We start from the raw sequence: 22,409 nt of genomic DNA on the forward strand, positions 1-22,409 counted from the left end.
GCGCGCTCGAGTTGGTCGCGTTCCTCGTCGTCCTCCCAGTCGGCATCGCGTTCGGCGCCGTCATCGAGGTCCTCGTCGGCGGCCAGCAGGTACCGGTATTCCGGCGCGTCGGCCAGAAGTTCGGCGTGGGTACCGACCCGTGTGATGGTCCCCCCGTCGAGGAGGGCGACGCGATCGGCGAGCAGCACGGTAGACGCCCGGTGGGCGACGACGATGCCGGTGACCTCCCGCAGCACTCGATCCAGCGCCTCGGTGACGATCGCCTCGGTGTGCACGTCCAGCGCGGACAACGTGTCATCGAGCACGAGGATCGACGGCCCGGCCAGCAGGGCTCGGGCGAGCGAAAGCCGTTGCCGCTGACCACCGGACAAGCTCATGCCCTGCTCACCGATGCGCGTGTCGAGGCCGAACGGCAGGTCGTAGACGAACTGCGCGGCGGCGACCTCGACGGCCTGCGCGACCTGCTCGGAGGTAGCGTCCGGTCTGCCGAGCCGCAAATTCTCAGCCACGGACATCGAGAACAGCGTCGGATCCTCGAACGCGGTGGCCACCGCCTTGCGCAGCACGGGCAGTGACATCTCGCGGATGTCGCGGCCGTCGATGCGGATCGAGCCCTCCGTCACGTCGTAGAGCCGTGAGAGCAGTGCCGTCAACACGGTCTTGCCGGAACCGGTCGCCCCGACGAGGGCGATGGTCTCCCCCGGTTCGACGACCAGGTTCAGATGGCGGAGAACCCATTTCGCCGGCTCGCCGGACGCGGCCCCGTCGTCGCTGCCCGCGAAGCGGAAGCCGACGTCGACGAGCTCCAGCCGTCCGCCGCGGGGTGCGTCGATCGCGGGGCCGTCGGTGATCTCCCGTGGCGCATCGAAGATCTCGACGACGCGGTTGGCCGCCGTCATCGACTCCTGCATCATCGACAGCAGGAAGCCCAGCGACGCGATCGGCCACACCAGCGACAGCATCATCGTGATGAAGGCGACGAGCGTCCCCATGGTCACCAGACCGCTACCCGCCGCGTACGCGCCGAAGCCCAGAACGAGGATCAGGGTGACGTTCGGAATCGCTTCGAGCAGCGTCCAGAACTTCGCCGACACCGACACCTTGCCGACCTCGGTGTCGAACAGATCGCGGGCCCGCTCGTCGAACCGTCGGTAGGCGTACTCCTCGCGACCGAACGCCTTGACCACCCGCAGCCCGAGTGCCTGCTCCTCGACGTGGGTTGCGACGTTGCCCGATTGATCCTGGGACGCGCGCGAAAGCTTGGTGAACTGTCGCTGGAAGTGCAGCACGGTCGCGGTGATCGGCACGATGGACACGACGACGGCGACGCCGAGCGGCCAATACATCGCCAGCAGGATGCCCGTGACGACGACGATCTGAGTGACGTTGAGCAGCAAGAAGATCAGCCCGAAAGACAGGAACTGGCGGATGGCGCTCAGATCGTTCATCACGCGGGACAGCAACTGCCCGGACTGCCACTTGCCGTGGAACGACATCGGCAGGATCTGCAGGCGGGCATAGAGGTCCTTGCGGATGTCGGCCTCGACGCCCATCGTCGCCCGCGACACCAGCCAACGCCTGATGAACCACAGCAGCGCCTCGGAGATGCCGACCGCCAGCGCGGCGCCGCCAAGTATCCACAGACCACGCTGATCCTGGTGCCGCACCGGTCCGTCGATCACGGCCTTCGTCATCAGCGGGATGGCCACCGTCGCGACCAGGCTGAGCAAGGCGGCGACGAGCATGGCGATCCACCGCGTGCGATACGGCTTCAGGTAGGGCAGCAGCCGAAGGATGTCCGACGACGATCTGATCCGACGGGGCGGTGGCGCGACGGCAGGCTCGGAGCGGAACCCCGATTCGCGCGCGCCCATCACTTCACCCATCAGTCCCTTGTCTATCCCATCCCTGCGACGTCTATCCGATCCCTGCGACACTGCGTCGTCATCGCGAGTGGCGGTCACTCCCCCGACATCCAGGTTCCCACGCTGGACAACCGAATATCGGCTCGGTTCATGCCGGATCCTCGTGCCGGATCCGTCATGCGGCGGTCTTCTCGTCGCCGAACTGCGTCTCGTACAACTCCGCATATCGACCGCCGCGGCCCAGCAACTTGCGGTGCGTCCCGCGTTCGACGATTCGACCGTCCTCGACGACGAGGATCACGTCGGCCGCGCGGATCGTGGACAGCCGGTGGGCGATGACCAGCGAGGTGCGGCCCGCCAGCGCCTCGGCAAGCGCCTGCTGCACGGCCACCTCGGACTCGGAGTCCAATGACGCCGTTGCCTCGTCGAGCACGACCACCCGAGACCGTCCGAGCAGCAGGCGCGCGATCGTCAGGCGCTGCCGCTGACCGCCGGAGAGCCGGTATCCGCGTTCCCCGACGACGGTGTCGAGGCCATCGGGCATGTCGGCGACCACGTCGGCGAGCCTGGCCCGCCGCAAGGCGTCCCACAGTCGATCGTCGGACGCGCCGGGAGCGGCCAGCGTCAGATTCGCGCGGATCGAGTCGTGGAACAGATGCCCGTCCTGCGTGACGACGCCCACGGTGTCCTGCAGCGACGCGAACGTCACGTCGCGAACATCGGTGCCCGCCAGCCTGACCGCACCGGAGTCGACGTCGTACAACCTGGCCAGCAGCGAGGCGATGGTCGACTTGCCCGCACCGGACGAGCCCACCAGGGCCACCATCTGACCGGGCTCGGCGGTGAACGAAATGCCGTGCAGCACTTCCGCTCCGGCTCGCACGTCTCCCTCCGAGAGCACCGCGACCTCTTCGAGCGAGGCCAGCGACACCTTGTCGGCGGACGGATAGCCGAACCGGACGTCGTCGAACTCGACACCCACTGGACCATCGGGCAGCGCGAGGGCGTCGTCCCTCTCCTGGATGAGCGGTACCAGATCGAGCACCTCGAACACCCGCTCGAAACTGACTAGCGCACTGGCGATTTCGACGTGCGCGTTGGCCAGGGCGGTCAGCGGCGCGTACAGCCGGGTCAGCAGAAGCGCGAGCGAGACGATCGCACCGGCCTGCAGATGCCCGCCGATGGCTAGCACGCCACCGAGGCCGTACACCAGCGCAAGCGCGAGCGCCGACATCAACGTCAGCGAGTTCATGAACGTGGCCTGCAGCATCGAGGTCTTCACCCCGATGTCGCGGACCCGCCCGGCGCGTGCTGCGAACTCACCGGACTCGTGCACCGGATTGCCGAAGAGCTTGACCAACGTCGCGCCGGGAGCCGAGAAACGTTCGGTCATCTGGGTGTTCATCGTCGCGTTGTAGATCGCACTCTCGCGGCTCAGCGTCGCCATCGTGCGGCCGATCCGTCGGGCGGGCAGCAGGAACAGCGGCGTCAGCACCAGCGACAGCACCGTGATCTGCCAGGAGATGCTGAGCATCACCCCAAGTGTCAGGGCCAGCGTCACCACGTTGCCGACGACGCCGGAGAGCGTGTCGGAGAAGGCGCGCTGCGCGCCGATGACGTCGTTGCCCAGCCTGCTGACCAGGGCGCCGGTCCTGGTCCGAGTGAAGAACGCCACCGGCATCCGCTGGACGTGGTCGAACACCGCGGTCCGCAGGTCCAGGATCAACCCCTCGCCGATGTTCGACGACAGCCACCGCGTCAGCAGTCCGACCGCCGCCTCGGCCAGCGCCACCGCGGCGATGACGGAGGCCAGCAGCACGACGGTGCCCGGCAGGCTGAGACCCAGCATGCTTCGCGCGTCCGGACCGTGCACGATCGCGTCGACCACGCGGCCTGCCAGCACCGGCGTCGACACCGCCAGCAGGGCGCCCACCACGCTGACCAGGACGAACCAGCCGAGGCGTCGGTGGTGGCGGGCGGAGAAGCTCCAGATCCGCCTCAAGAGGGCACGGTTGGCCAGCGCGCGCAGGTCACCCCCGCGTGCGGATTTTTGCCGGTAGAGGGCCCGGCTGGCCGCATACTCCATGCTCATTTCATCACCGTAAAACCTCAACAATTGATGAGGTCAATTCATTACCCACGCTATTCATCAGAGGCGCTATACCCGTTTCTCGCCCACCAGCCCGTGACTTCGGCGCGCAAACTGTTGCTCAGCGAACGCGAGCGCGCCGAAATCACGGCTAGACGACGCCGAAGTAGCCGATCACGCCCGCCGCGGCGACGATGATCAACGGGTTGATCTTGGTGAAGACGAAGATCAGCGTGCAAAGGCCGGTCAGCGTGTAGGCCCGCCAGTCGTGGTCGGCGGCGCGGCTCATCACCAGCGAACTCGCCAGGATCAGCCCGACCGTCAGCGGCGCGAGGCCCTTCTCGACCGCGACCCGCCACTTCGACTCTTGCGCCTTCTGCCAGAACTGCGTGATGACGTACACCAGCGACGCCGCCGGAACGACCATCGCGATCGTGGCGATGACGCCGCCGAGAATCGCCGCGGGCACCCCACCGACGTGCAGACCCGCCCCGTACCCGACCATCGAGACGATCAGGATGCTCGGCCCCGGCGCCGTCTGGGAGATGGAGAACAGATCGGCGAACTGGCTGTCGGTCATCCAATGGTGCTGTTTGACGGCCTGCAGATGCATGTCGGGCAGCACCGCGTTGCCACCGCCGATCGACATCAGCGACAACGAGCCGAACATGACGATCAGCTCGAGGTACGTGCTCACGCGGGTGGCTTCCTCGGCCACGCCCACAGCAGGCTCAGCGGCGCGATGATCGCCAGCGTGACCAGCAGCGGCCAGCGCAGCAGACCGTTGAGCACGAACGCCCCCGCGAACAAAGCCACCGGGACCAACCCGTTCAGGCACTTCTGCCCCGTCTTGATCACCATCGTCAACGTCAGTGCCACCGCCGCCGCGGACGCGCCGTGCAGGACGCCCTTCACCGCGGGCACTTCCTTGAAGCTGAAGTAGAGGAACGACATCGCCAACACGAAGACCATCGGCAAGAAGCACAGCCCGACGATGGCGGCGACCGCACCGGGGATGGCCCGCATCTTGGTACCTGCGAACACCGCCATGTTCACCTGGTTGGCGCCGGGCAGGATCCGGCACATCGTCATCGCCGACAGGAACTCCGCCTCGCCCATCCACTTCTTCTCGACGACGAGGATCTCCCTCGACCACGCCGACAGCCCGCCGCCGAACGACGCCAACGCGATGTGGTTGAACGTCAACGCCAGCTCGAACAGTCCGACCTTCGCAGGTGCCGGGGTGGTCACTCGTGGGCGAGTTCCGGGTCGTGCGGGAAGTCGTCCTCGTGATGGGTCGACGGGTCCAGCGGATCCGGTGGTGAGTACGCGTGGGAGAGTTCCCAATCCGCGTCGAAGACCGCCTTCAGACGCGCGACGACGGCCGGGTCGTCGACCGTGATGCCGAGTTCACGGCGCAGGTCGAACGCACTGCGGTCGATGTTCATCGAGCCAACCAACGCGCGCTCGTCGTCGACGATCAGCAGCTTCGCGTGCACCCGGAGGTTCTTCTGCTTGTGCACCTTGGCGCCGAACCGGCGCAGCGTCCGCAGCGAGGCGAACGTGTCGAGCACGTCCCACTCACTGATGCCGTGCTTGCCGCCGCACAGCACGTGCACCTTGACCCCGCGAGCGATCGCGGCCGCCAGGTGGTCGGTGATGACCGCGTCGACGAACTTGGGGTGCTGCACGTCGATGCGGCGGGTGGCCGTGTCGATGAAGTGAGCCATGTGCGACCGGGAGCCCGAGTTGCTCCACAGCAGACCCTCGAATCCGGACGGCACCCAGTCCTGGTGGTTCCAGTCGACGTTGAACACCTCGACGATCTGCGCGACGTGCTCCGGGTCGTGGGTGATCACGCCGTAGTCGCGAGTATGCGTGAAGTACTTGAGGCACATGTTGAAGGTGGCCACCAGTGCGGCCTTCTCGTCGACGACCACCGACTTCTCGTGCGTGACGTAGAACTTCGGGCTGGCCCACTGCACGTCGATCCCCGCTGCGGCGAAGCGCTCGTGGGTCTCGTCGTTGGCCCGGTCCCCGCCCGAACGGGCCGCGTTCAGCATCACCCGGACCTCGACGCCGGCCTGCTTGCGCTCGATGACGGCGTCGATGAGGCTCTCGTCGGTGAACGTGAACTGCTTGACCAGAAGCGATGACCGCGCCGACGCGATGAACTGACGGACCGGTTCGAGCCCATCGTCGGGTTCGACGATCAGGCTGGGGCCGCTCGGCTGCACGACTGTCGAAGCTAGCACCCGCCAGCGGCTATCCGCTGCCGCCACGCGCCTCCCGCATCAGCGATGACGCATCAGGCAAGATGACCCCATGGAAATGGGAGCCGGCGCTGCACCCCGAGTACTCGTGGTGGACGACGACCCCGATGTGCTCGCCTCCCTGGAACGCGGCCTGCGACTGTCGGGGTTCCAGGTGTCCACCGCCGTCGACGGCGCCGAGGCCCTGCGCAGCGCCACGGAGACCCGGCCCGACGCGATCGTCCTCGACATCAACATGCCCGTCCTCGACGGGGTAAGCGTGGTGACGGCACTGCGGGCGATGGACAACGACGTGCCGGTCTGCGTGCTGTCGGCCCGCAGCTCCGTCGACGACCGGGTGGCCGGCCTCGAGGCCGGCGCCGACGACTACCTCGTCAAGCCGTTCGTGCTCGCCGAACTGGTGGCCAGGGTCAAGGCCCTGCTGCGGCGCCGCGGCGCGACGGCAACGTTCTCGTCGGAGACCATCGCGGTCGGCCCACTCGAGGTCGACATCCCCGGCAGGCGGGCCCGCGTGAACGGCGTCGACGTCGACCTGACCAAACGGGAGTTCGACCTCCTCGCCGTGCTCGCCGAACACAAGACCGCCGTACTGTCTCGCGCTCAGCTGCTGGAGCTGGTGTGGGGCTACGACTTCGCCGCAGACACCAACGTGGTCGACGTGTTCATCGGCTACCTGCGACGAAAGTTGGAGGCGGGCGGTGCGCCCAGGCTGCTGCACACGGTGCGCGGCGTGGGCTTCGTCCTCCGGCAGCAGTAGCACGTGAACACCCTGTCGCGCGTCTTCCGGCGGACACCGTCCCTGCGAACACGCGTGGCCTTCGCGACGGCCATCGCGGCGGCGATCGTGGTCGGCATCGTCGGCACGATCGTGTGGATCGGCATCACCAACGACCGCAAGGAGCGCCTCGACCGTCGCCTCGACGAAGCGGCGGGCTTCGCGATCCCGTTCCTGCCCCGCGGTCTTGACCAGATCCCCAAGTCCCCCAACGACCAGGACGCGATCATCACCGTGCGCAGCGCGGACGGCCAGGTGACGTCCAATTCCGACGTGACGCTGCCGGAGCTGCCCGCCGGATACGCCGACACCACCATGGACGGGCAGCGTTACCGGGTTCGCACGGTCGAGATCAGCGGCCCGCAAGGGCCGATGACGGCCGCCGTCGGCGCGACGTACGACGCGACGATCAACGACACCAACAACCTTCACCGCCGCGTCATCATCATCTGCTCGTTCGCGATCGGGGCGGCCGCGGTGGCTGGCTGGATGCTCGCGGCGTTCGCGGTACGGCCCCTCAAGCGCCTCGCCCAGCAGACCCGCGCGATCGACGTCGGCGGCGAGGCACCCGACATCGACGTGCGCGGCGCCACCGAGGCCGTCGAGATCGCCGAGGCGGTCAACGGGATGGTGCAACGCATCTGGGACGAGCAGGACCGCACCAAGGCCGCCCTCGTCTCGTCCCGCGACTTCGCCGCCGTGACGTCGCACGAGCTGCGCACGCCGCTGACCGCCATGCGGACCAACCTCGAGGTGCTGGCCACGTTGGATCTCGCGGAGGATCAGCGCAAGGAGGTGCTCGGCGACGTGATCCGCACCCAGACCCGCATCGAGGCCACGCTGTGGGCCATCGAACGGCTTGCCCAGGGCGAACTTTCGACCTCCGACGACCACGTGCCCGTCGACATCACCGAGTTGCTCGACCGCGCCGCCCACGACGCCATGCGCGTGTACCCCGAGCTCGACGTCTCAATGGTGCCCGCGCCCACCGTGATTCTCGTCGGCCTGCCCGCCGGGCTACGGCTGGCCGTGGACAACGCGATCGCCAACGCGGTCAAGCACGGAGGCGCCACGCGGGTTCAGCTGTCGGCGGTCAGTTCGCGCGCCGGCGTGGAGATCGCGATCGACGACGACGGGGTCGGCATCCCCGAGGAGGAACGAGAGATCGTGTTCGAGCGATTCTCGCGCGGGTCGACTGCGTCGCACTCGGGCTCCGGACTCGGCTTGGCGTTGGTGGCACAGCAAGCCGAATTGCACGGCGGCACGGCATCGTTGGAGCCCAGCCCGCTGGGCGGAGTGCGGCTGTTGCTGCGCTTGCCCGGCCCGTCCTAGCCTGCGCCGACGGCGATCTCGACGCGGCGAGTCTGGGCCCGCCCCGGCGGGGTGTCGTTGCCGGCCACCGGGTCGGTCGACGTTCGCCGGGTCAGCGGACGTCGAGCAGATCGATGACGAAGATGAGCGTCTTGCCCGACAGCTGGTGTCCCGATCCGGCCGGGCCGTATGCCTTGGCAGGCGGGATGACGAGCTTGCGACGTCCGCCGACCCGCATGCCTGGGATGCCGTCCTGCCAGCCCTCGATGAGGCCCCGCAGCGGGAACTCGATGGATTCGTTGCGGTTCCAGGAGCTGTCGAACTCCTCGCCGGTGTCGTATTCGACACCGACGTAGTGCACCGTCACGGTGCCACCGGGTACCGCCTCGGCGCCATCGCCGACGATGACGTCTTCGATGACGAGCTCGGCAGGTGCGGGACCGTCGGGGAATTCGATCTCGGGTTTAGTGGCCACGGTTCACACCGTAGTCGGGCAGACTGGACCGGTGGCTACGGACCCAAATACAGATGCAAACATCCTCGCCCAAGTGAACTCGCTGGTGGCCGAGGAGAAGGAACTGCGGGCGAAGCTGCAGCACCACGAGATCGACGAGACCGAGGAGCATCGGCGTCTTCGCGGTCTCGAGGTGCAGCTCGACCAGTGCTGGGATCTGCTCCGGCAGCGACGCGCGCTGCGCGAGACCGGCCAGGACCCCGACCAGGCCAGTGTCCGCCCCGAGGATGAAGTCGAAGGCTACCTGGGCTGAGCGCCCATGACGCCTTCCGACCAGCTCGACGCCGTCGTCGTTGGCGGCGGCCACAACGGCCTGGTCGCGGCGGCCTACCTGGCCCGCGCCGGATTGCGGGTGAGGGTTCTCGAGCGGCTCGGGAACGTGGGAGGCGCCGCCGTCTCCGCGCATGCGTTCCACGGCGTGGACGCCCGGCTGTCGCGGTATTCCTACCTGGTCAGCCTGCTGCCGAGAACGATCACCGACGACCTCGGTGCCAGGGTCCGCCTCGCTCGGCGACGCTACTCGTCCTACACCCCCGACCCGGCGACCGGAGGACGCACCGGGCTCCTCGTCGGTCCCGGCGGTGACTTCGCGAGCGTCGGCGCGGGTGACGACGTGCCGGGTTACGACGACTTCTACCGCCGCTGCCGGATCGTCACGCAACGCATGTGGCCCACGCTGCTCCAGCCGCTGCGCAGCCGGTCCGAAGCGCGCAGCCACGTCGCGGCGGGCGGTGCCGCCGACGCCGATGCCGCCTGGCGGGAGATCGTCGAGCAGCCCATCGGCGTCACCATCTCCGACGCCGTCGACAACGACCTGCTTCGCGGTGTGATGGCCACCGATGCGCTGATCGGCACCTTTGCCAGGACCGACGATTCATCGCTCACCCAGAACGTGTGCTTCCTCTATCACCTGCTGGGTAGCGGCACCGGCGAGTGGGACGTACCCATCGGCGGCATGGGCGCCGTCAGCGGCGCGCTGGCGGCGGCCGCGGCCTCACACGGTGCCGAACTGGTCACCGGCGCAGAGGTTTACGCCATCGATCCCGACGGTGCCGTGCACTACCGCGAGGGCGGCGCAGAGCGGACGGCAAGGGCGGAGTTCGTGCTTGCGAACGTGACGCCGACGGTGCTGGCGCGGCTGCTGGACGAGCCAACGCCCACGGCGACACCCGGCGCGCAGGTCAAGGTCAACCTGATGCTACGACGGCTGCCGCGGCTTCGCGACGAAAAGGTAACTCCCGAACAGGCTTTCGGCGGAACATTCCACATCAACGAGACCCTTGGACAGTTGGATGCGGCATACGACGCGGCGAAGGCGGGCAGCGTGCCCAACCCGTTGCCGTGCGAAATCTACTGCCACTCGCTGAGTGACCCGACCATCCTGTCCGACGAGCTACGCCGCACAGGTGCGCAGACGCTCACGGTGTTCGGCCTTCACACGCCGCACGACCTCGCCGCTGCCGATCCGGATGCGGCCAGGGGGCAGCTCACCGACGCCGTCCTCGCGTCGTTGAACTCCGTTCTCGCCGAACCCATTCAAGACGTGTTGATGACGGATGCGCACGGTGCGCCGTGCGTGGAGACCAAGACCACCGCGGATCTGGAGGCCACGCTCAACATGACGGCGGGCAACATCTTCCACGGGGCGCTGAGTTGGCCGTTCACCGAAGACGACGAACCGCTCGACACACCTGCCCGACGCTGGGGCGTGGCCACCGATCATGACCGAATCTTGTTGTGCGGCTCGGGGTCTCGACGCGGCGGTGCCGTCTCGGGCATCGGTGGACACAACGCGGCCATGGCGGTGCTCGCGGTCAGGTCATCTGCCTGCTCATCATGACGTGGCCCGCGTAACCGTGGGACTCCGCGAGCTCGCGGTAGCGATCGACGAAGCGCCGGTAGCCGTCCTCGTCCCCGCGGGCCCTGGCCAGCAACGCGTATAGGCGCGCCACGATGGCCTCGACCACGACGAGCCCGGCCAGCGGTGCTGCCACCAGTCGCTCGGTTGCCGCTTCGGCCTCGTCGAGGCGGCCGCACGACAGCAGCGTTTCGACCAGCACCCGGGTCGCGGTCGCGGCATACGTGAACTGGCCAAGGTCGAACATGTCGTCCACGGCCGCACGCATCGGCGGGACCGCGCCGTCGACGTCGCCGTCCCTGGCCTTCTCGCGCGCATCGAGGAAGTCGAGTACGGGCAGCTGACTCTTGAAGAACTGACCGCGGCCACACATTTCGCGGATTTCGGCAAGCAGCATGCGGCCACGATCGCGGTCGCCTCGTTCCAGCAGGATGCCGCCGAGGGTGTACTTGGCCATGCCGACCGCACTGTGGTCGCCCGACTGGCCGGCGATGCGCAACGCCTCCTCGACGTCGGCGACCATCTCGTCGTCGGCAACCAGCACCCCGTGCAATACGGCCGTGCCGGACCTGTACACCACGCACTTGCCGAACGTGACCTCGTCGACGCGCCGCGCCATCCCGAGCGCCTCGTCGAAGTCCTCCCGCCAGCCGCGGATGCCGAGCCAATACCGGGCGATGCCGCGGAACACCAGGGCCAGGGCCAGCGGCGAGCCGAACACGAAGTCGCCCTTGACCGGATCACCGTCGGCGAGGTCGATCGCCAGCTGCGACGACCGCAGGATCTCCGCGATCTCACCCGTCTGCTGCTTGATGGTGGTCAACGGCGCGAACGCGAGACCGACCGTCAGGACCGGGTCGTCGATCGCCTCGAGGAGCGCCATCTGCTCGGTGCCAAGCGCCGAGGCCTCCCGCACCCGCGCGTGCGCCATGTGGTCGGTCATCTGCCCGAACATCGCTATCGCCAGCGACCGCTTGTCGCCTGCCTGATTGCACAGCTCGCGCAGCTCCTCGAATCCCGAGTCGGAGATGCTCGCGGCGGTGCGGTATGCCGTCGCGCACAGCAGGGTGCCCGCCGCGATCAGCTTCGACAGTCGCGTCGGGTCGTCGACCGGCAGCTCGTGGGCCACCTGCCTGGCCTTGGCCCAGCCCATCCTTGCCGCCGTGATGTCGCGATTCCTCGCCCATGCACCGGCCAACATGTGCCACCCGTACGCGCCTGCCAGATCGCCTGCCGCCTCGAGGTGTTCGGCGATGAGCGCGGCGTCCTGCTCGACCTGATCGGGATCGCGCTCCCGGATCGCCGCCGCCAACCGTCGGTGCAGATCGGCGCGATCGGCCTTGAGCTGCGACTCGTAGGCGACCGTGCGGATCAGGGGCTGGCGGAACACGTACTCCTCCGGCGAGGAGAACTTCACCTGGTCGACCAGATCGGCGTCGACCAGCACGTCGAAGGCCGGATCGACACCGATCGCCGCCAGCAGATCCTTCCCGAAGCGGGAGCCGGCGACGGCGGCCGCGTTCAGCGTGCGCTTGGCATCCCTGCCGAGTCGATCGATGCGCGCCGCGATCGCGGCGTGAAGCGTCGGCGGCACGCTCACCCCGTTCACCGTGGTGTCGAACGTGTACCGGCCGCGCTCACCGTGCAGCACGCCCCGCTCCGCGAGGTCACGCACGATCTCCTTGGCGAAGAAGGGATTGCCGACCGCGCGGTCGGCAATGGTCTCGGAAAGTCCGGCCACGGTGTGGTCGGACCCGAGTTGTTCGGCGATCAGCGTCTCCGCCTCCGAACGACTCAGCGCGGCGAGGTTGATCGTTTGACCATCGGGCAGTCGGGACAGCACACCCCGGTAGTCCGACCGGTAGGTGATGAGCACCATCGACAGGGTTCTGCGCGCCACCGCGAGGAAGTCGGCGAGCATCGACTCGCTGACCTCGTCGACCCACTGCACGTCCTCGATCACGTACACCGCAGGCGTCCTGCGGTTCATCCATGCCGCATTGATGACCGCCGTCAGCCTCCTGCGCCTGGCATCGGGATCCAACCGCGGCACCTCGACCTGCGGCTCGTTGACGCCGAGCAGATCACCGACGAGCAGCAGGTCCTCGGGTCCGGCATCGGGCAGCTGCGACTCCAGCTGAGCCACCGCGGCGGCCGGGTCGCCGTCACCGACCTTCATCGCGGCGCGGAGCAGTTCGGCGACGACGTGGAACGGCAACTCGCGGGCATGCGATTCGCAGGCCGCGCCGAACACCTCGACACCGCGCGTCGCGGCGATCGCGGCGACCTCGCGGACCAGTCGGCTCTTGCCGATCCCGGCAGGGCCACACATCGCGACGATCGCACCGCCGTTGCCTTCGACGACCCTGTCGAAGATCGCCCCGAGTGCGGCCAGCTCCCACGTGCGTCCCACCAGGGCGGAGTCGGTGCGCCCGGAGAGCGCATGGTGGGGTTTGACCTGGAGCAGCAGCCGGGCGGGGACGGGCTCGCGCCTGCCCTTGATGAACAGGAGTTCGGGTTCGCTGAGTTCGACGACGCCCTCGACGAGTCGCGCCGTCGACTCCGAGATCATCACCCCGCCCGGCGGCGCGACCGATTCCATCCGCTGGGCGATGCCCACCTGCTCGCCGATCGCCGTGTAGGACGGCGGGCTCGAGCCGAATTCGCCAGTGACGACCTGCCCGGAGTTCAGTCCGACGCGGACGACCATCTCGACGCCCTCGCGCTCGAACTCGGCGGCCAGGCGCTGCACCTCCCGCTGAAGGGCGAGGGCGGCGAGGCAGCCGCGGACCGCGTGATCTTCGAGGGCGACCGGAGCCCCGAACAGTGCCATGACGCCGTCGCCGGTGAACTTGTCGACGGTGCCGCCGTAGCGCCGGACGGCGCGAGCCGAGGCGGCGAACAGCCGAGTCATGATGTCGCGCAACCGCTCTGGGCCGAGCGCGGCAGCAATGTCCATCGAGTGCACGACGTCGGCGAACAGGACGGTGACTTGCTTGTACTCGGCGAGCGGGTCCGTGCTGGCCACCGGCGACCCGCAGGCGTCGCAGAATCGGGCACCGTCGCGCAGTGCGGCACCGCATCTCGTGCACGTTGGCGCCACCGTGATCCGCCCCTTCGCGGGTGACCCCGAATCACCCGGAACGTCAAATATAGGTAATCGTCACCCTACGGGCACGCCAATTGATTTCGCTCAGTTCGTGGTCAGCTTTGCCAGAACTGCGGCCAGGCCGCGCAGTTCCGACTCATCCAGGTTGGTGAACGAGCGAGGCGCGGGGTCGTCGACGTCGTCGATGCTCGCCATAACGCGGCGACCCTCCTCGGTCAGCGAGATGACCTTGCACCGCCGATTGGTCGGGTTGGTCTCGCGGACGACGAGTCCGCGACCCTCCAGATCGTTCACGGCGACGCTGGTCGCCGGCGCGTCCATCGTGGCCGCCTCGGCTATTTCCTTCGCCGTCATCGGTCTTCTGGCCAGCCTGCGCAGCACGCGCACCCTACTGAACGGCAGTCCGGTGGCCTCGATGACGTCGCGCTTCCAGGCGTCGCGGTTGTCGAACACCACCGCGGCCATGGCGCGCCAGACTTCGTCGGCGGTCGCGTCATCCGGCATGCGCACCTACCTTCGGCGCCGCACCGCCCGCGATCAGCGGCGCGAGTCGTTCGGCGGACGTGATCGCCCGCCCCGAGGTCGAGAATAATCCGAGCGCCGTGACGACAACGCCTGCCCCGACGAAGACGAACCACAGGGGGCGGGACGCCGCGGCGAAGTCGACTCCCGACGGGTTCAGGGCCTGCCCTGCGACCGAACCGCACAGCGCCACACCGATGCTCACGCCGACCTGGCGGCTGGTCGACGTCACTGCCGAGGCGGCGCCCGCCCGGTCCAGCGGCATTCCACTGACGGCGGCGTTCGTGATGGGGGCGTTCACCATCGAGAAGCCGATGCCGTAGACCGCGAAGATGACGAGCAGCGCCCACACCGGGGTGGTCGCGGTGAGGAACGTCAGCAGCACCGAGGCGAGGGTGATCAGCATCCCGGAGGCGAGCAGTGACGGCCTGGCGCCGAACCTGCCGACCAGCCGGCCGGAGATGGGCGAGAACACCAGCGCGCCGATGGCGATGGGCAGGAAGATCAGGCCGGTGTGCATCGCGGAGTAGCCGCGTTCGCCCTGCAGGTAGATCGACATCATGAACAGGAACGCGCCCCACGCGGAGAACGCGCACACCGCGGTCACCGTGGACGACGAGAACGGGATACTGCGGAAGAAGCGCAGGTCGATGAAGGGATCGTGCCGTCGTGATTCGTAGCGGAGGAACGCCACGAAGGCGACCGCGGCGACGGCGGCGGCGATGGTGACGCGCGGGTGGGACCAGCCCAGCGCAGGCCCTTCGATCAGGGCGTACACGGTCCCGAACAGGAACACGACGGCCAGCCCCTGTCCGACGGGATCGACGTTTCGCATGGTGGCCGACTTGGTCTCCGGCACGAAGATCGCGGTCAGGACGATGGCGACTGCACAGATCGGGAGGTTGATCCAGAACACCGCACGCCAGCCGACCAACTCGATCAGCAGGCCGCCGACTACGGGGCCGAACGCCATCGAGATGCCGACCACCGCGCCCCAGAGGCCCAGCGCGCGGGCGCGCTCGACGCGGCCGGTAAAGATCTGCGAAATAATGGACAGCGCAACGGGATTCATCATCGATCCCCCGATGGCCTGCAGCAGGCGAGCGATGATCAGCATCTCGATGTTGGGCGCCAGGCTGCACAGCAGCGAGCCGACCGCGAACACCGCGAGCCCGGTCTGGAACACGCGTCGACGGCCGAAGCGGTCCCCCATCGCGCCAGAGAGCATCAGCAGGGAAGCCAGCACCAGCGTGTAGACGTCGATGACCCACTGCAGGTTGGAGGCCGACGCGTGGAGGTCGGTCCGGATCGCGGGGATGGCGACGTTCACGATCGTCGCGTCCATCGAGACGATCAGCAGACTCAGGCAGCAGGACCCCAGGATGATGGCCTTGCGCCGTGCAGTAAGCGCATCGACGGAGCTGGGCCGAAAGCCACCAGCATCATCAGTTGTATTCACACAACTATTGTGAAACTACAACTGTTAGTTTTGCAAACCAGTGTGGCCGATCGAACACTCACCGCGGGGAGGACGGGGAGCTAGCGACCGCCGAGCTCGGAGTAGTCCCGCTCCGTGTACCCGGTGTACACCTGACGTGGCCTGCCGATCCGGCTCGGCTCGCCGTGCATCTCACGCCAGTGCGCAATCCAGCCCGGCAGCCGCCCAAGCGCGAACAACACCGTGAACATGCGGGTCGGGAAGCCCATCGCGCGGTAGATCACACCGGTATAGAAGTCGACGTTCGGGTATAGCTTGCGCTCGACGAAGAAGTCATCGGTGAGCGCGACCTCCTCGAGCTGCTTGGCGATGTCGAGCAGCTCGTCCTGGACCCCGAGCTTGCCGAGGATCTTGTCGGCCTGCTCCTTGACGATCCGCGCCCGCGGGTCGTAGTTCTTGTACACGCGGTGACCGAAGCCCATCAGCTTCACGCCCTCTTCGCGGTTCTTCACCTTCTTGACGAAGGTCTCCACGTCGTCGTCCCCGGAGCGGATCCTCTCCAGCATCTCGAGCACCGCCTGGTTGGCGCCGCCGTGCAGCGGGCCCCACAGCGCGTTGATGCCACCGGAGATCGACGTGAACAGATTGGCCTGCGACGAGCCGACCAGGCGCACCGTCGAGGTGGAACAGTTCTGCTCGTGGTCGGCGTGCAGGATCAGCAGCAGGTCCAGCGCCCGCACGATCTCCGGATCGACCTCGTACGGCTCGGCGGGCAGCCCGAACGTCATCCGCAGGAAGTTCTCCACCAGCGTCATCGAGTTGTCCGGGTACAGGAACGGCTGACCGACCGACTTCTTGTAGGCGTAGGCGGCGATGGTCGGCAGCTTGGCCAGCAACCTGATCGTCGATAGCTCGACCTGCTCCTTGTCCAGCGGGTCCAGCGAATCCTGGTAGTAAGCCGACAGGGCGTTCACCGCGCTGGACAGCACCGGCATCGGGTGCGCGTTGCGGGGGAAGCCGTCGAAGAAGCGCTTGAGGTCCTCGTGCAGCAGGGTGTGCCGCTGGATCTGATCGGTGAAGGTCGCCAGCTGGTCGGCCGTCGGCAACTCCCCGTAGATCAGCAGGTAGCTGACCTCGATGAACGTCGACTTCTCGGCCAGCTGCTCGATCGGGTACCCGCGGTACCGCAGGATGCCAGCGTCACCGTCGATGTAGCAGATCGCACTCCTGGTGGACGAGGTGTTGACGAACCCGCCGTCGAACGTGGTGTAGCCGCTCTTGGCCAGCAGCGAACCCAGGGCGATGGCGTCGGATCCCTCCGTCGCCTTCATGATCTCCAGGTCGATCTCGCCTCCCGGGTAACGGAGGGTGGCCACCTCGTCCGAATCGTGGCGAGAACTGGAGTCTTCGGGCACGTTAACCCCTTCTACGGTTGTCGACCGGAACGAAGCTGTCCGTCACTACTGGAAGGTAGTCGCTATCCACTTGGCGCGCTTGCGTGGGGTTCCGGTCACCAGCGTCCTCGGTAATCCACGGCGACCACGTTCGGCGGAAGAGGTCGTACTGGGCGTGAATGCGGTCACACAGAACGCGCGGTTCGAGCGGGTCGTGGCCGGGCGTGCCCAGTCCCGCGAAGGCGTTGGTGAACAGCACGGTCCAGGTGTCGGAGATCAGCCGCACGGCCGGATGCGTTGGCGCAAGGCCCATCCGCTGCCCCATCACGGACAGGGCCGTCCGCTCCTCGATCGGCCGCTGATGAAGGAACGCCGACGCCCGAAGCGACGCCGCGTTGTTGATGATCTGGATCAGCACGGCCATCCGCTTGAAACCCGGCGTCTGGTACGGCTGATACGGCCCGAACACGTCGAGGAACGCCCGCAGCAACGCCTCGTACTCCGTGATGCCCGTCGGCTGCCGCGCGAGCGCCTCGGCCACCAACTCGTCCATGTCGCCGCTCATCGCAATGATGACCGACTCCTTGGTGGGGAAGTACCTGCTGAACGTCCGCGGCGACACGTCCGCGACCGCGGCGATCTGCTCGACGGTGGTGTTGTCATAGCCCTGCTTGAGGCACAGTTCCGCGGCGGCTTCGATCAACGTGGCGCGGGTTCGAAGCTTCTTGCGTTCCCGCAGTCCGAAGGTTCCGGACGATTCAGCCATACACCGGCTCGTAATCGGGAGACGGTTCTGGCGATCGGAGGTCGGCGGTCATCGCGGCCAGCTGCCCGAACGCCTCGTTGAGGCGGTCGACCATCACCATCGGACCGAGCCGAACGGTTTCGGTATCGGCGATCAGATCCCCACACGCCGCGACGATCGTCGCCGAGAAGATCACCGAAACCAAACGCGCCCTTCGGTCTTCGATGTCGACACCCATCCGCTTCGCCAGCACGACCTCGGTCACGTCGTGTCTAAACTCGAACGCCGCCTGCTTCAGGGCATCTGATGCATTTATGACGCGAAGCATCAGGATGATGCGATCCGTGCTGAGTCGGCCGACCCGCCTGGTGGCGACGCGTGTGAGTACCGCGACGTGTGCCCGCCGCATCGCCTCCAGCGGACCCGCGTCCGATGGCACCTGCTCCAGCTCGAGGGCGACCTCGTGCGCGTAGTCCTCGAGGAGTGTGAGGAACACGGCGTCCTTGGTCGAGAAGTAGCGGCTGAACGTGCGCGGCGACACGTCGGCGGCCGACGCGATCTGCTCGACGGTGGTGTGCTCGTAGCCATGCTTGAGGCAGAGGTCCATGGCAGCTTCGATGAGCGTTGCTCGGGTGCGCTGTTTCTTGCGTTCACGCAGACCCGGCGACATTTCACCCGACACGTCCGCCACACGGAGATGTTAACCCGGGAGCGCGCTCGAGTGACTGACTGCCCAGTCAAACCCGATAACGAATGAACGCGGGGACGACGAGAACAGCAACCACGACGCCGACGACGACGAGGCCACCGCCACCGGCTGCGGCCATCGTGGTGCCGACCGTCGCAGCCGCGGCACCGTGCACGGCGTCGGCCAACCGCGGTCCACCCGCCACGACCACCGTGAACACGCCTTGGAGCCTGCCGCGCAGGTCGTCGGAAGCCGCCTGCTGCAGGATCGTGTTGCGGAACGCCGACGACACCATGTCCGCCGCTCCGCCGATCGCCAGGAATCCCACGGCGACCCACAGCAACGCTCCGGCAGTTCCGTCGGCAAGTCCGGCCGCCACCCCGAATCCGACGATCGCGACCCCCCACACGATGATCGCGACGACGACGGCCAGACCCTGACGGTGAATTCGTGGCAACCATCCCGAGAACACCCCGCCCAGCACGGCGCCGACCGCGATCGCCGAGGCGAGGTAGGCCATCGTCGTGCCGCCCTCGACGGGCCCGCCGAAGCTTTCGTGGGCCATCTGCGGGAACAGGGCCCGCGGCATGCCTGCGATCATCGCGATCAGGTCGACGACGAACGACATCAACACCACCTTGTTGCCCGCCAGGTACTTGAACCCGTCGAGCACCGCGGCGAAGCCCCACCGCGCCGAACCCTGCGCAGTGCCCGTCGGCGGCATCTTCGCCAGCTGCAGCGTCGCCCAGATCGGCGCCACGCACGTCACGGCGTCGATGGCATACAGCGTCGAGAGGTCGACGAAGTGCAGCATGACGCCTGCCAAGAGCGGTCCGACGATCGCCCCGAACTGCATGACCGTCATGTTCAGGGCATTGGCCGCGGGCAACTGTTCTGGCGGAAGCATCCGTGGGATCGCGGCGGCCCGCGTCGGGCTGTTGATCGCGAAGAAGGCCTGCTGCACCGACAGCAGACACAGCACCACCCACACGTTGTTCAGGCCCATCGCGGCCTGAACCCAGAGCAGGACCGACGATACCGCCAACCCCACCGACGCGATGACCAGCAGAAGTCTGCGATCCATGGCGTCGGCCCATGCGCCGCCCCACAGCCCGAAGACGACAAGGGGGACCAGCGCGAACAACCCGGACAGTCCGACGTATGCGGAGTTCTGCGTCAGCGCGTATAGCTGTACGGGCACCGCGAAGATCGTCAGGTTGGCGCCGATGACCGTGACGATGCCCGCGAGCCACAGCTTGCGGAAGTCGGGCGTCTTGAGTGGTGTGGTGTCGGCGAAGAACGTCGCCACTACGGCTGCAGCCGCTCGACGACGGCCGCACCCGTGGGCCCGGTCACCCGGATGCGATTGTGCACCCGGTTCTCTCGGCCCTGCCAGAACTCGACCACGTCCGGCGCGATGAGGTAACCACCCCAGTGCGGCGGCACGGGGATCGCCTCGACGTCGGCGAATCTCGTCGAGACGTCGGCGAGCTGGCGCTCGAGCGCCTCCCGCGACTCGATGGGCTGGGACTGGTGTGATGCCCACGCCCCCAATTGGGAGCCGCGCGGTCGCTTGGTCCAGTAGGCGGCCGTGTCCTCGGCGGGCACCTTCGTGACCCGACCACGGACGTGTACCTGACGGCCCAGGGCGAACCACGGAAACGTCGCCGACGCGTACGGCGTGGCAGCGAGCTGCTCACCCTTGGCCGAGTCGTAGTTGGTGTAGAAGGTGATGCCCGCGTCGTCCATGCCCTTGCACAACACGGTCCGCGTGACGGGCCTTCCCTCGGCGTCGACGGTGCCGACGACCATCGCGTTGGGTTCGGCGATACCCGCATTCCGCGCATCGGCTAACCACCTGTGCAGCAACGCGATCCAGCCGTCGGCGAGCCAGTCGGCATCGAGGTCGGGGCTACCGTCCTTCTCGGGCGAGCCGTACTCGACGCGCATCCTCGCCAGCTGCTCGTCGTCGCCGGTCACGTCACTACCGCCCTCCAAAACCACGGTGGCGACGCTACGCCGGTGAACCTGAACGCTGGCTACCGGCCGGTAGAAGACGGCAACTCCCCTGGTGCGAGAATCTGGTGATGACTCGTGCGTTACAGCTCCCCGACGGGTTCTCCGATGGCCTCGAGGGCGTCGTCGCGTTCACCACCGAGATCGCCGAGCCGGACAAGGACGGCGGCGCGCTGCGGTACCGCGGCGTCGACATCCAGGACCTGGTGAGCAAGCGCGTCACGTTCGGCGACGTGTGGGCGTTGCTCGTCGACGGCCGGTTCGGGCGCGGACTGACCCCCGCCGAACCATTCCCCCTGCCGATCCACACCGGCGACGTCCGGGTCGACGTGCAGGCCGGGCTGGCGATGCTCGCCCCGATCTGGGGCTATCTGCCACTACTCGACATCGACGACGACACCGCCCGTGATCAGTTGGCACGCGCCTCGGTGATGGCGCTGTCCTACGTGGCGCAGTCGGCCCGTGGTATCCACCAGCCTGCGGTGTCACAGCGCACGATCGACGAATGTTCCACCGTGACAGAGCGTTTCATGACGCGCTGGAAGGGTGATCCCGATCCGCGCCACGTCGAGGCCATCGACGCGTACTGGGTCACGGCCGCCGAGCACGGTATGAACGCCTCGACCTTCACGGCGCGGGTGATCGCGTCGACGGGCGCGGACGTCGCGGCATCGCTGTCCGGCGCGGTGGGTGCGATGAGCGGCCCGTTGCACGGTGGGGCACCTGCCCGAGTCCTTCCGATGGTCGAGGAGGTCGAGCGCTCCGGCGACGCCCGCGCTGTGGTCAAGGGCATCCTCGACCGCAAGGACAAGCTGATGGGCTTCGGCCACCGCGTCTACCGCGCCCAGGACCCGCGGGCACGCGTCCTGCGCGCCACGGCCGAACGCCTGGCGGCCCCGCGCTTCGAGGTGGCGGCCGCCCTGGAGCAGGCCGCGCTGGCCGAGTTGCGGGAGCGCCGTCCCGACCGCGCGATCGAAACCAACGTCGAGTTCTGGGCCGCGGTGATCCTCGACTTCGCGGGCGTCCCCGCGAAGATGATGCCCGCCATGTTCACCTGTGGACGCACCGCGGGGTGGTGCGCCCACATCCTCGAGCAGAAGCGACTTGGCAAGTTGGTGCGGCCCGCCGCGATCTACGTCGGCCCCGACGCGCGCAGTCCGGAATCCGTCGAGGGCTGGGACCAGATCGCGGCTTCGTGACGAGCGTCCAGACCTTCACCGCGGCGGCCCTGGCGTTCGCCGCGCAGGTCCGCGCCATCCCCGAATCAGCGTGGGATGGGCCGGGTCTGGGCGACTGGGAGCTCCGGTCGCTGGTGGGGCATACGTCGCGCTCGCTGGTGACCGTGAGCAGCTACCTGCGGCAACCAGCCGACCGCGAGGACATCGCGAGCGCGGCCGCCTACTACGCGATGGTGCGCGACTTCACGTCGAACGCGGGCGCCGCAGCGATCGTCGAACGCGGCAGGCAGGCGGGCCGAGACCTGGGTGATCAACCAGCCGCGGCGGTCGACACCCTGCTGGAACGCGCGCTCGACGACCTTGCCGCAGTTGATGATCCATTGATCCAGGTGATCGGCGGCATGGGCATTCGATTGAGCAATTACCTGCCGACCCGGGTGTTCGAGCTCACGGTGCACGGCCTCGACATCGCCCGCGCGACCGGGCTCACCTTCGAGCCGCCCGCAGCCGCGGTGGAGGAGGCGACCGTGCTGGCCGCTCGCATCGCAGTCGCGTTCGGCGACGGGGAACAGCTGCTGTTGGCCCTGACGGGGCGCACCGAACTCCCGCGCTCCTTCTCTGTCACGTGAGTCCG

Annotated in this window: 20 protein-coding genes; 6 read left to right on the forward strand and 14 right to left on the reverse strand. The window is 67.7% G+C overall.

The annotated features are described in order from the left end of the window. The 5 genes from ABW137_RS24970 to ABW137_RS24990 form a co-directional block, all read right to left on the reverse strand. On the reverse strand, nucleotides 1–1,886 hold a 1,886-nt coding region (locus tag ABW137_RS24970; protein ID WP_526404145.1), incomplete at its 3' end, for an ABC transporter ATP-binding protein. A gap of 154 nt (nucleotides 1,887–2,040) precedes the next feature. Next, a complete protein-coding gene (locus ABW137_RS24975; RefSeq protein ID WP_526404146.1) occupies nucleotides 2,041–3,957 on the reverse strand; it encodes an ABC transporter ATP-binding protein in 1,917 nt (638 codons plus the stop codon). A 148-nt stretch (nucleotides 3,958–4,105) separates the two neighbouring features. Beyond that, nucleotides 4,106–4,651 (reverse strand): chromate transporter, encoded by a 546-nt coding sequence (locus tag ABW137_RS24980; protein ID WP_526404147.1) that lies wholly within the window; start codon nucleotides 4,649–4,651, stop codon nucleotides 4,106–4,108. Next, a complete protein-coding gene (locus tag ABW137_RS24985) occupies nucleotides 4,648–5,205 on the reverse strand; it encodes a chromate transporter (protein WP_526404148.1) in 558 nt (185 codons plus the stop codon). The genes ABW137_RS24980 and ABW137_RS24985 overlap by 4 nt, the downstream gene beginning before the upstream one ends. Beyond that, complete coding sequence (locus tag ABW137_RS24990) at nucleotides 5,202–6,191, reverse strand: phospholipase D-like domain-containing protein (RefSeq protein ID WP_526404149.1); 990 nt, start codon at nucleotides 6,189–6,191, stop codon at nucleotides 5,202–5,204. The genes ABW137_RS24985 and ABW137_RS24990 overlap by 4 nt, the downstream gene beginning before the upstream one ends. An 88-nt stretch (nucleotides 6,192–6,279) precedes the next feature. On the opposite strand from ABW137_RS24990, the gene prrA reads away from it, so the two are divergent. Together prrA and ABW137_RS25000 are read left to right on the forward strand one after the other, a co-directional pair. Beyond that, nucleotides 6,280–6,984 (forward strand): two-component system response regulator PrrA, encoded by a 705-nt coding sequence (gene prrA, locus ABW137_RS24995; RefSeq protein WP_526404150.1) that lies wholly within the window; start codon nucleotides 6,280–6,282, stop codon nucleotides 6,982–6,984. 3 nt (nucleotides 6,985–6,987) lie between these two features. Beyond that, on the forward strand, nucleotides 6,988–8,334 hold the full coding sequence (locus ABW137_RS25000; RefSeq protein WP_526404151.1) for a HAMP domain-containing sensor histidine kinase: 1,347 nt from the start codon (nucleotides 6,988–6,990) through the stop codon (nucleotides 8,332–8,334). Between the two features lie 91 nt (nucleotides 8,335–8,425). On the opposite strand, the gene ABW137_RS25005 is transcribed toward ABW137_RS25000, so the two are convergent. Then, nucleotides 8,426–8,788, reverse strand: a complete 363-nt coding sequence (locus tag ABW137_RS25005; protein ID WP_526404152.1) for an FKBP-type peptidyl-prolyl cis-trans isomerase — start codon at nucleotides 8,786–8,788, stop codon at nucleotides 8,426–8,428. 31 nt (nucleotides 8,789–8,819) lie between these two features. Here ABW137_RS25005 and ABW137_RS25010 point away from each other — a divergent pair, with 31 nt between their 5' ends. Both ABW137_RS25010 and ABW137_RS25015 read left to right on the forward strand, forming a co-directional pair. Beyond that, nucleotides 8,820–9,080 carry a DUF2630 family protein gene (locus ABW137_RS25010; RefSeq protein WP_526404153.1) on the forward strand — a complete coding sequence of 87 codons (261 nt, stop codon included), beginning with the start codon at nucleotides 8,820–8,822 and terminating at the stop codon, nucleotides 9,078–9,080. A gap of 6 nt (nucleotides 9,081–9,086) precedes the next feature. Further along, the gene (locus ABW137_RS25015) at nucleotides 9,087–10,667 is read left to right on the forward strand and encodes a phytoene desaturase family protein (RefSeq protein WP_526404154.1); all 1,581 of its coding nucleotides are present in this window, start codon (nucleotides 9,087–9,089) and stop codon (nucleotides 10,665–10,667) included. Here ABW137_RS25015 and ABW137_RS25020 read toward each other — a convergent pair. From ABW137_RS25020 to pdxH, 8 genes are all read right to left on the reverse strand, one after another. Further along, on the reverse strand, nucleotides 10,642–13,788 hold the full coding sequence (locus ABW137_RS25020; protein WP_526404155.1) for an ATP-binding protein: 3,147 nt from the start codon (nucleotides 13,786–13,788) through the stop codon (nucleotides 10,642–10,644). The two genes, ABW137_RS25015 and ABW137_RS25020, sit on opposite strands and share 26 nt — an antisense overlap. 90 nt (nucleotides 13,789–13,878) lie before the next feature. Beyond that, a complete protein-coding gene (locus tag ABW137_RS25025) occupies nucleotides 13,879–14,298 on the reverse strand; it encodes a MarR family winged helix-turn-helix transcriptional regulator (RefSeq protein ID WP_526404156.1) in 420 nt (139 codons plus the stop codon). Next, complete coding sequence (locus ABW137_RS25030; RefSeq protein ID WP_526404157.1) at nucleotides 14,288–15,775, reverse strand: MFS transporter; 1,488 nt, start codon at nucleotides 15,773–15,775, stop codon at nucleotides 14,288–14,290. Before ABW137_RS25030 ends, ABW137_RS25025 begins: the two co-directional genes overlap by 11 nt. 80 nt (nucleotides 15,776–15,855) lie before the next feature. Further along, nucleotides 15,856–17,169, reverse strand: a complete 1,314-nt coding sequence (locus ABW137_RS25035; RefSeq protein ID WP_526404158.1) for a citrate synthase — start codon at nucleotides 17,167–17,169, stop codon at nucleotides 15,856–15,858. A 1-nt stretch (nucleotide 17,170) separates the two neighbouring features. Next, nucleotides 17,171–17,914, reverse strand: coding sequence for a TetR/AcrR family transcriptional regulator (locus ABW137_RS25040; protein WP_526404159.1), 744 nt, complete (start codon nucleotides 17,912–17,914; stop codon nucleotides 17,171–17,173). Next, entirely contained in the window at nucleotides 17,907–18,584 is a 678-nt protein-coding gene (locus ABW137_RS25045) for a TetR/AcrR family transcriptional regulator (protein ID WP_526404160.1), read from the reverse strand. The genes ABW137_RS25040 and ABW137_RS25045 overlap by 8 nt, the downstream gene beginning before the upstream one ends. Before the next feature lie 46 nt (nucleotides 18,585–18,630). Beyond that, nucleotides 18,631–19,890 carry an MFS transporter gene (locus ABW137_RS25050; protein ID WP_526404161.1) on the reverse strand — a complete coding sequence of 420 codons (1,260 nt, stop codon included), beginning with the start codon at nucleotides 19,888–19,890 and terminating at the stop codon, nucleotides 18,631–18,633. Further along, a complete protein-coding gene (gene pdxH / locus ABW137_RS25055; RefSeq protein WP_526404192.1) occupies nucleotides 19,890–20,561 on the reverse strand; it encodes a pyridoxamine 5'-phosphate oxidase in 672 nt (223 codons plus the stop codon). The genes ABW137_RS25050 and pdxH overlap by 1 nt, the downstream gene beginning before the upstream one ends. A 107-nt stretch (nucleotides 20,562–20,668) precedes the next feature. Between pdxH and ABW137_RS25060 the strand changes: the two genes are divergently transcribed. Together ABW137_RS25060 and ABW137_RS25065 are read left to right on the forward strand one after the other, a co-directional pair. After that, nucleotides 20,669–21,796, forward strand: coding sequence for a citrate synthase (locus tag ABW137_RS25060; RefSeq protein WP_526404162.1), 1,128 nt, complete (start codon nucleotides 20,669–20,671; stop codon nucleotides 21,794–21,796). Next, nucleotides 21,793–22,404, forward strand: a complete 612-nt coding sequence (locus ABW137_RS25065; protein WP_526404163.1) for a maleylpyruvate isomerase N-terminal domain-containing protein — start codon at nucleotides 21,793–21,795, stop codon at nucleotides 22,402–22,404. The genes ABW137_RS25060 and ABW137_RS25065 overlap by 4 nt, the downstream gene beginning before the upstream one ends. Nucleotides 22,405–22,409 lie beyond the last annotated feature (5 nt).

It is taken from the genome of Mycobacterium sp., from assembly GCF_040509115.1.
In the GTDB taxonomy this organism is placed as follows: domain Bacteria; phylum Actinomycetota; class Actinomycetes; order Mycobacteriales; family Mycobacteriaceae; genus Mycobacterium.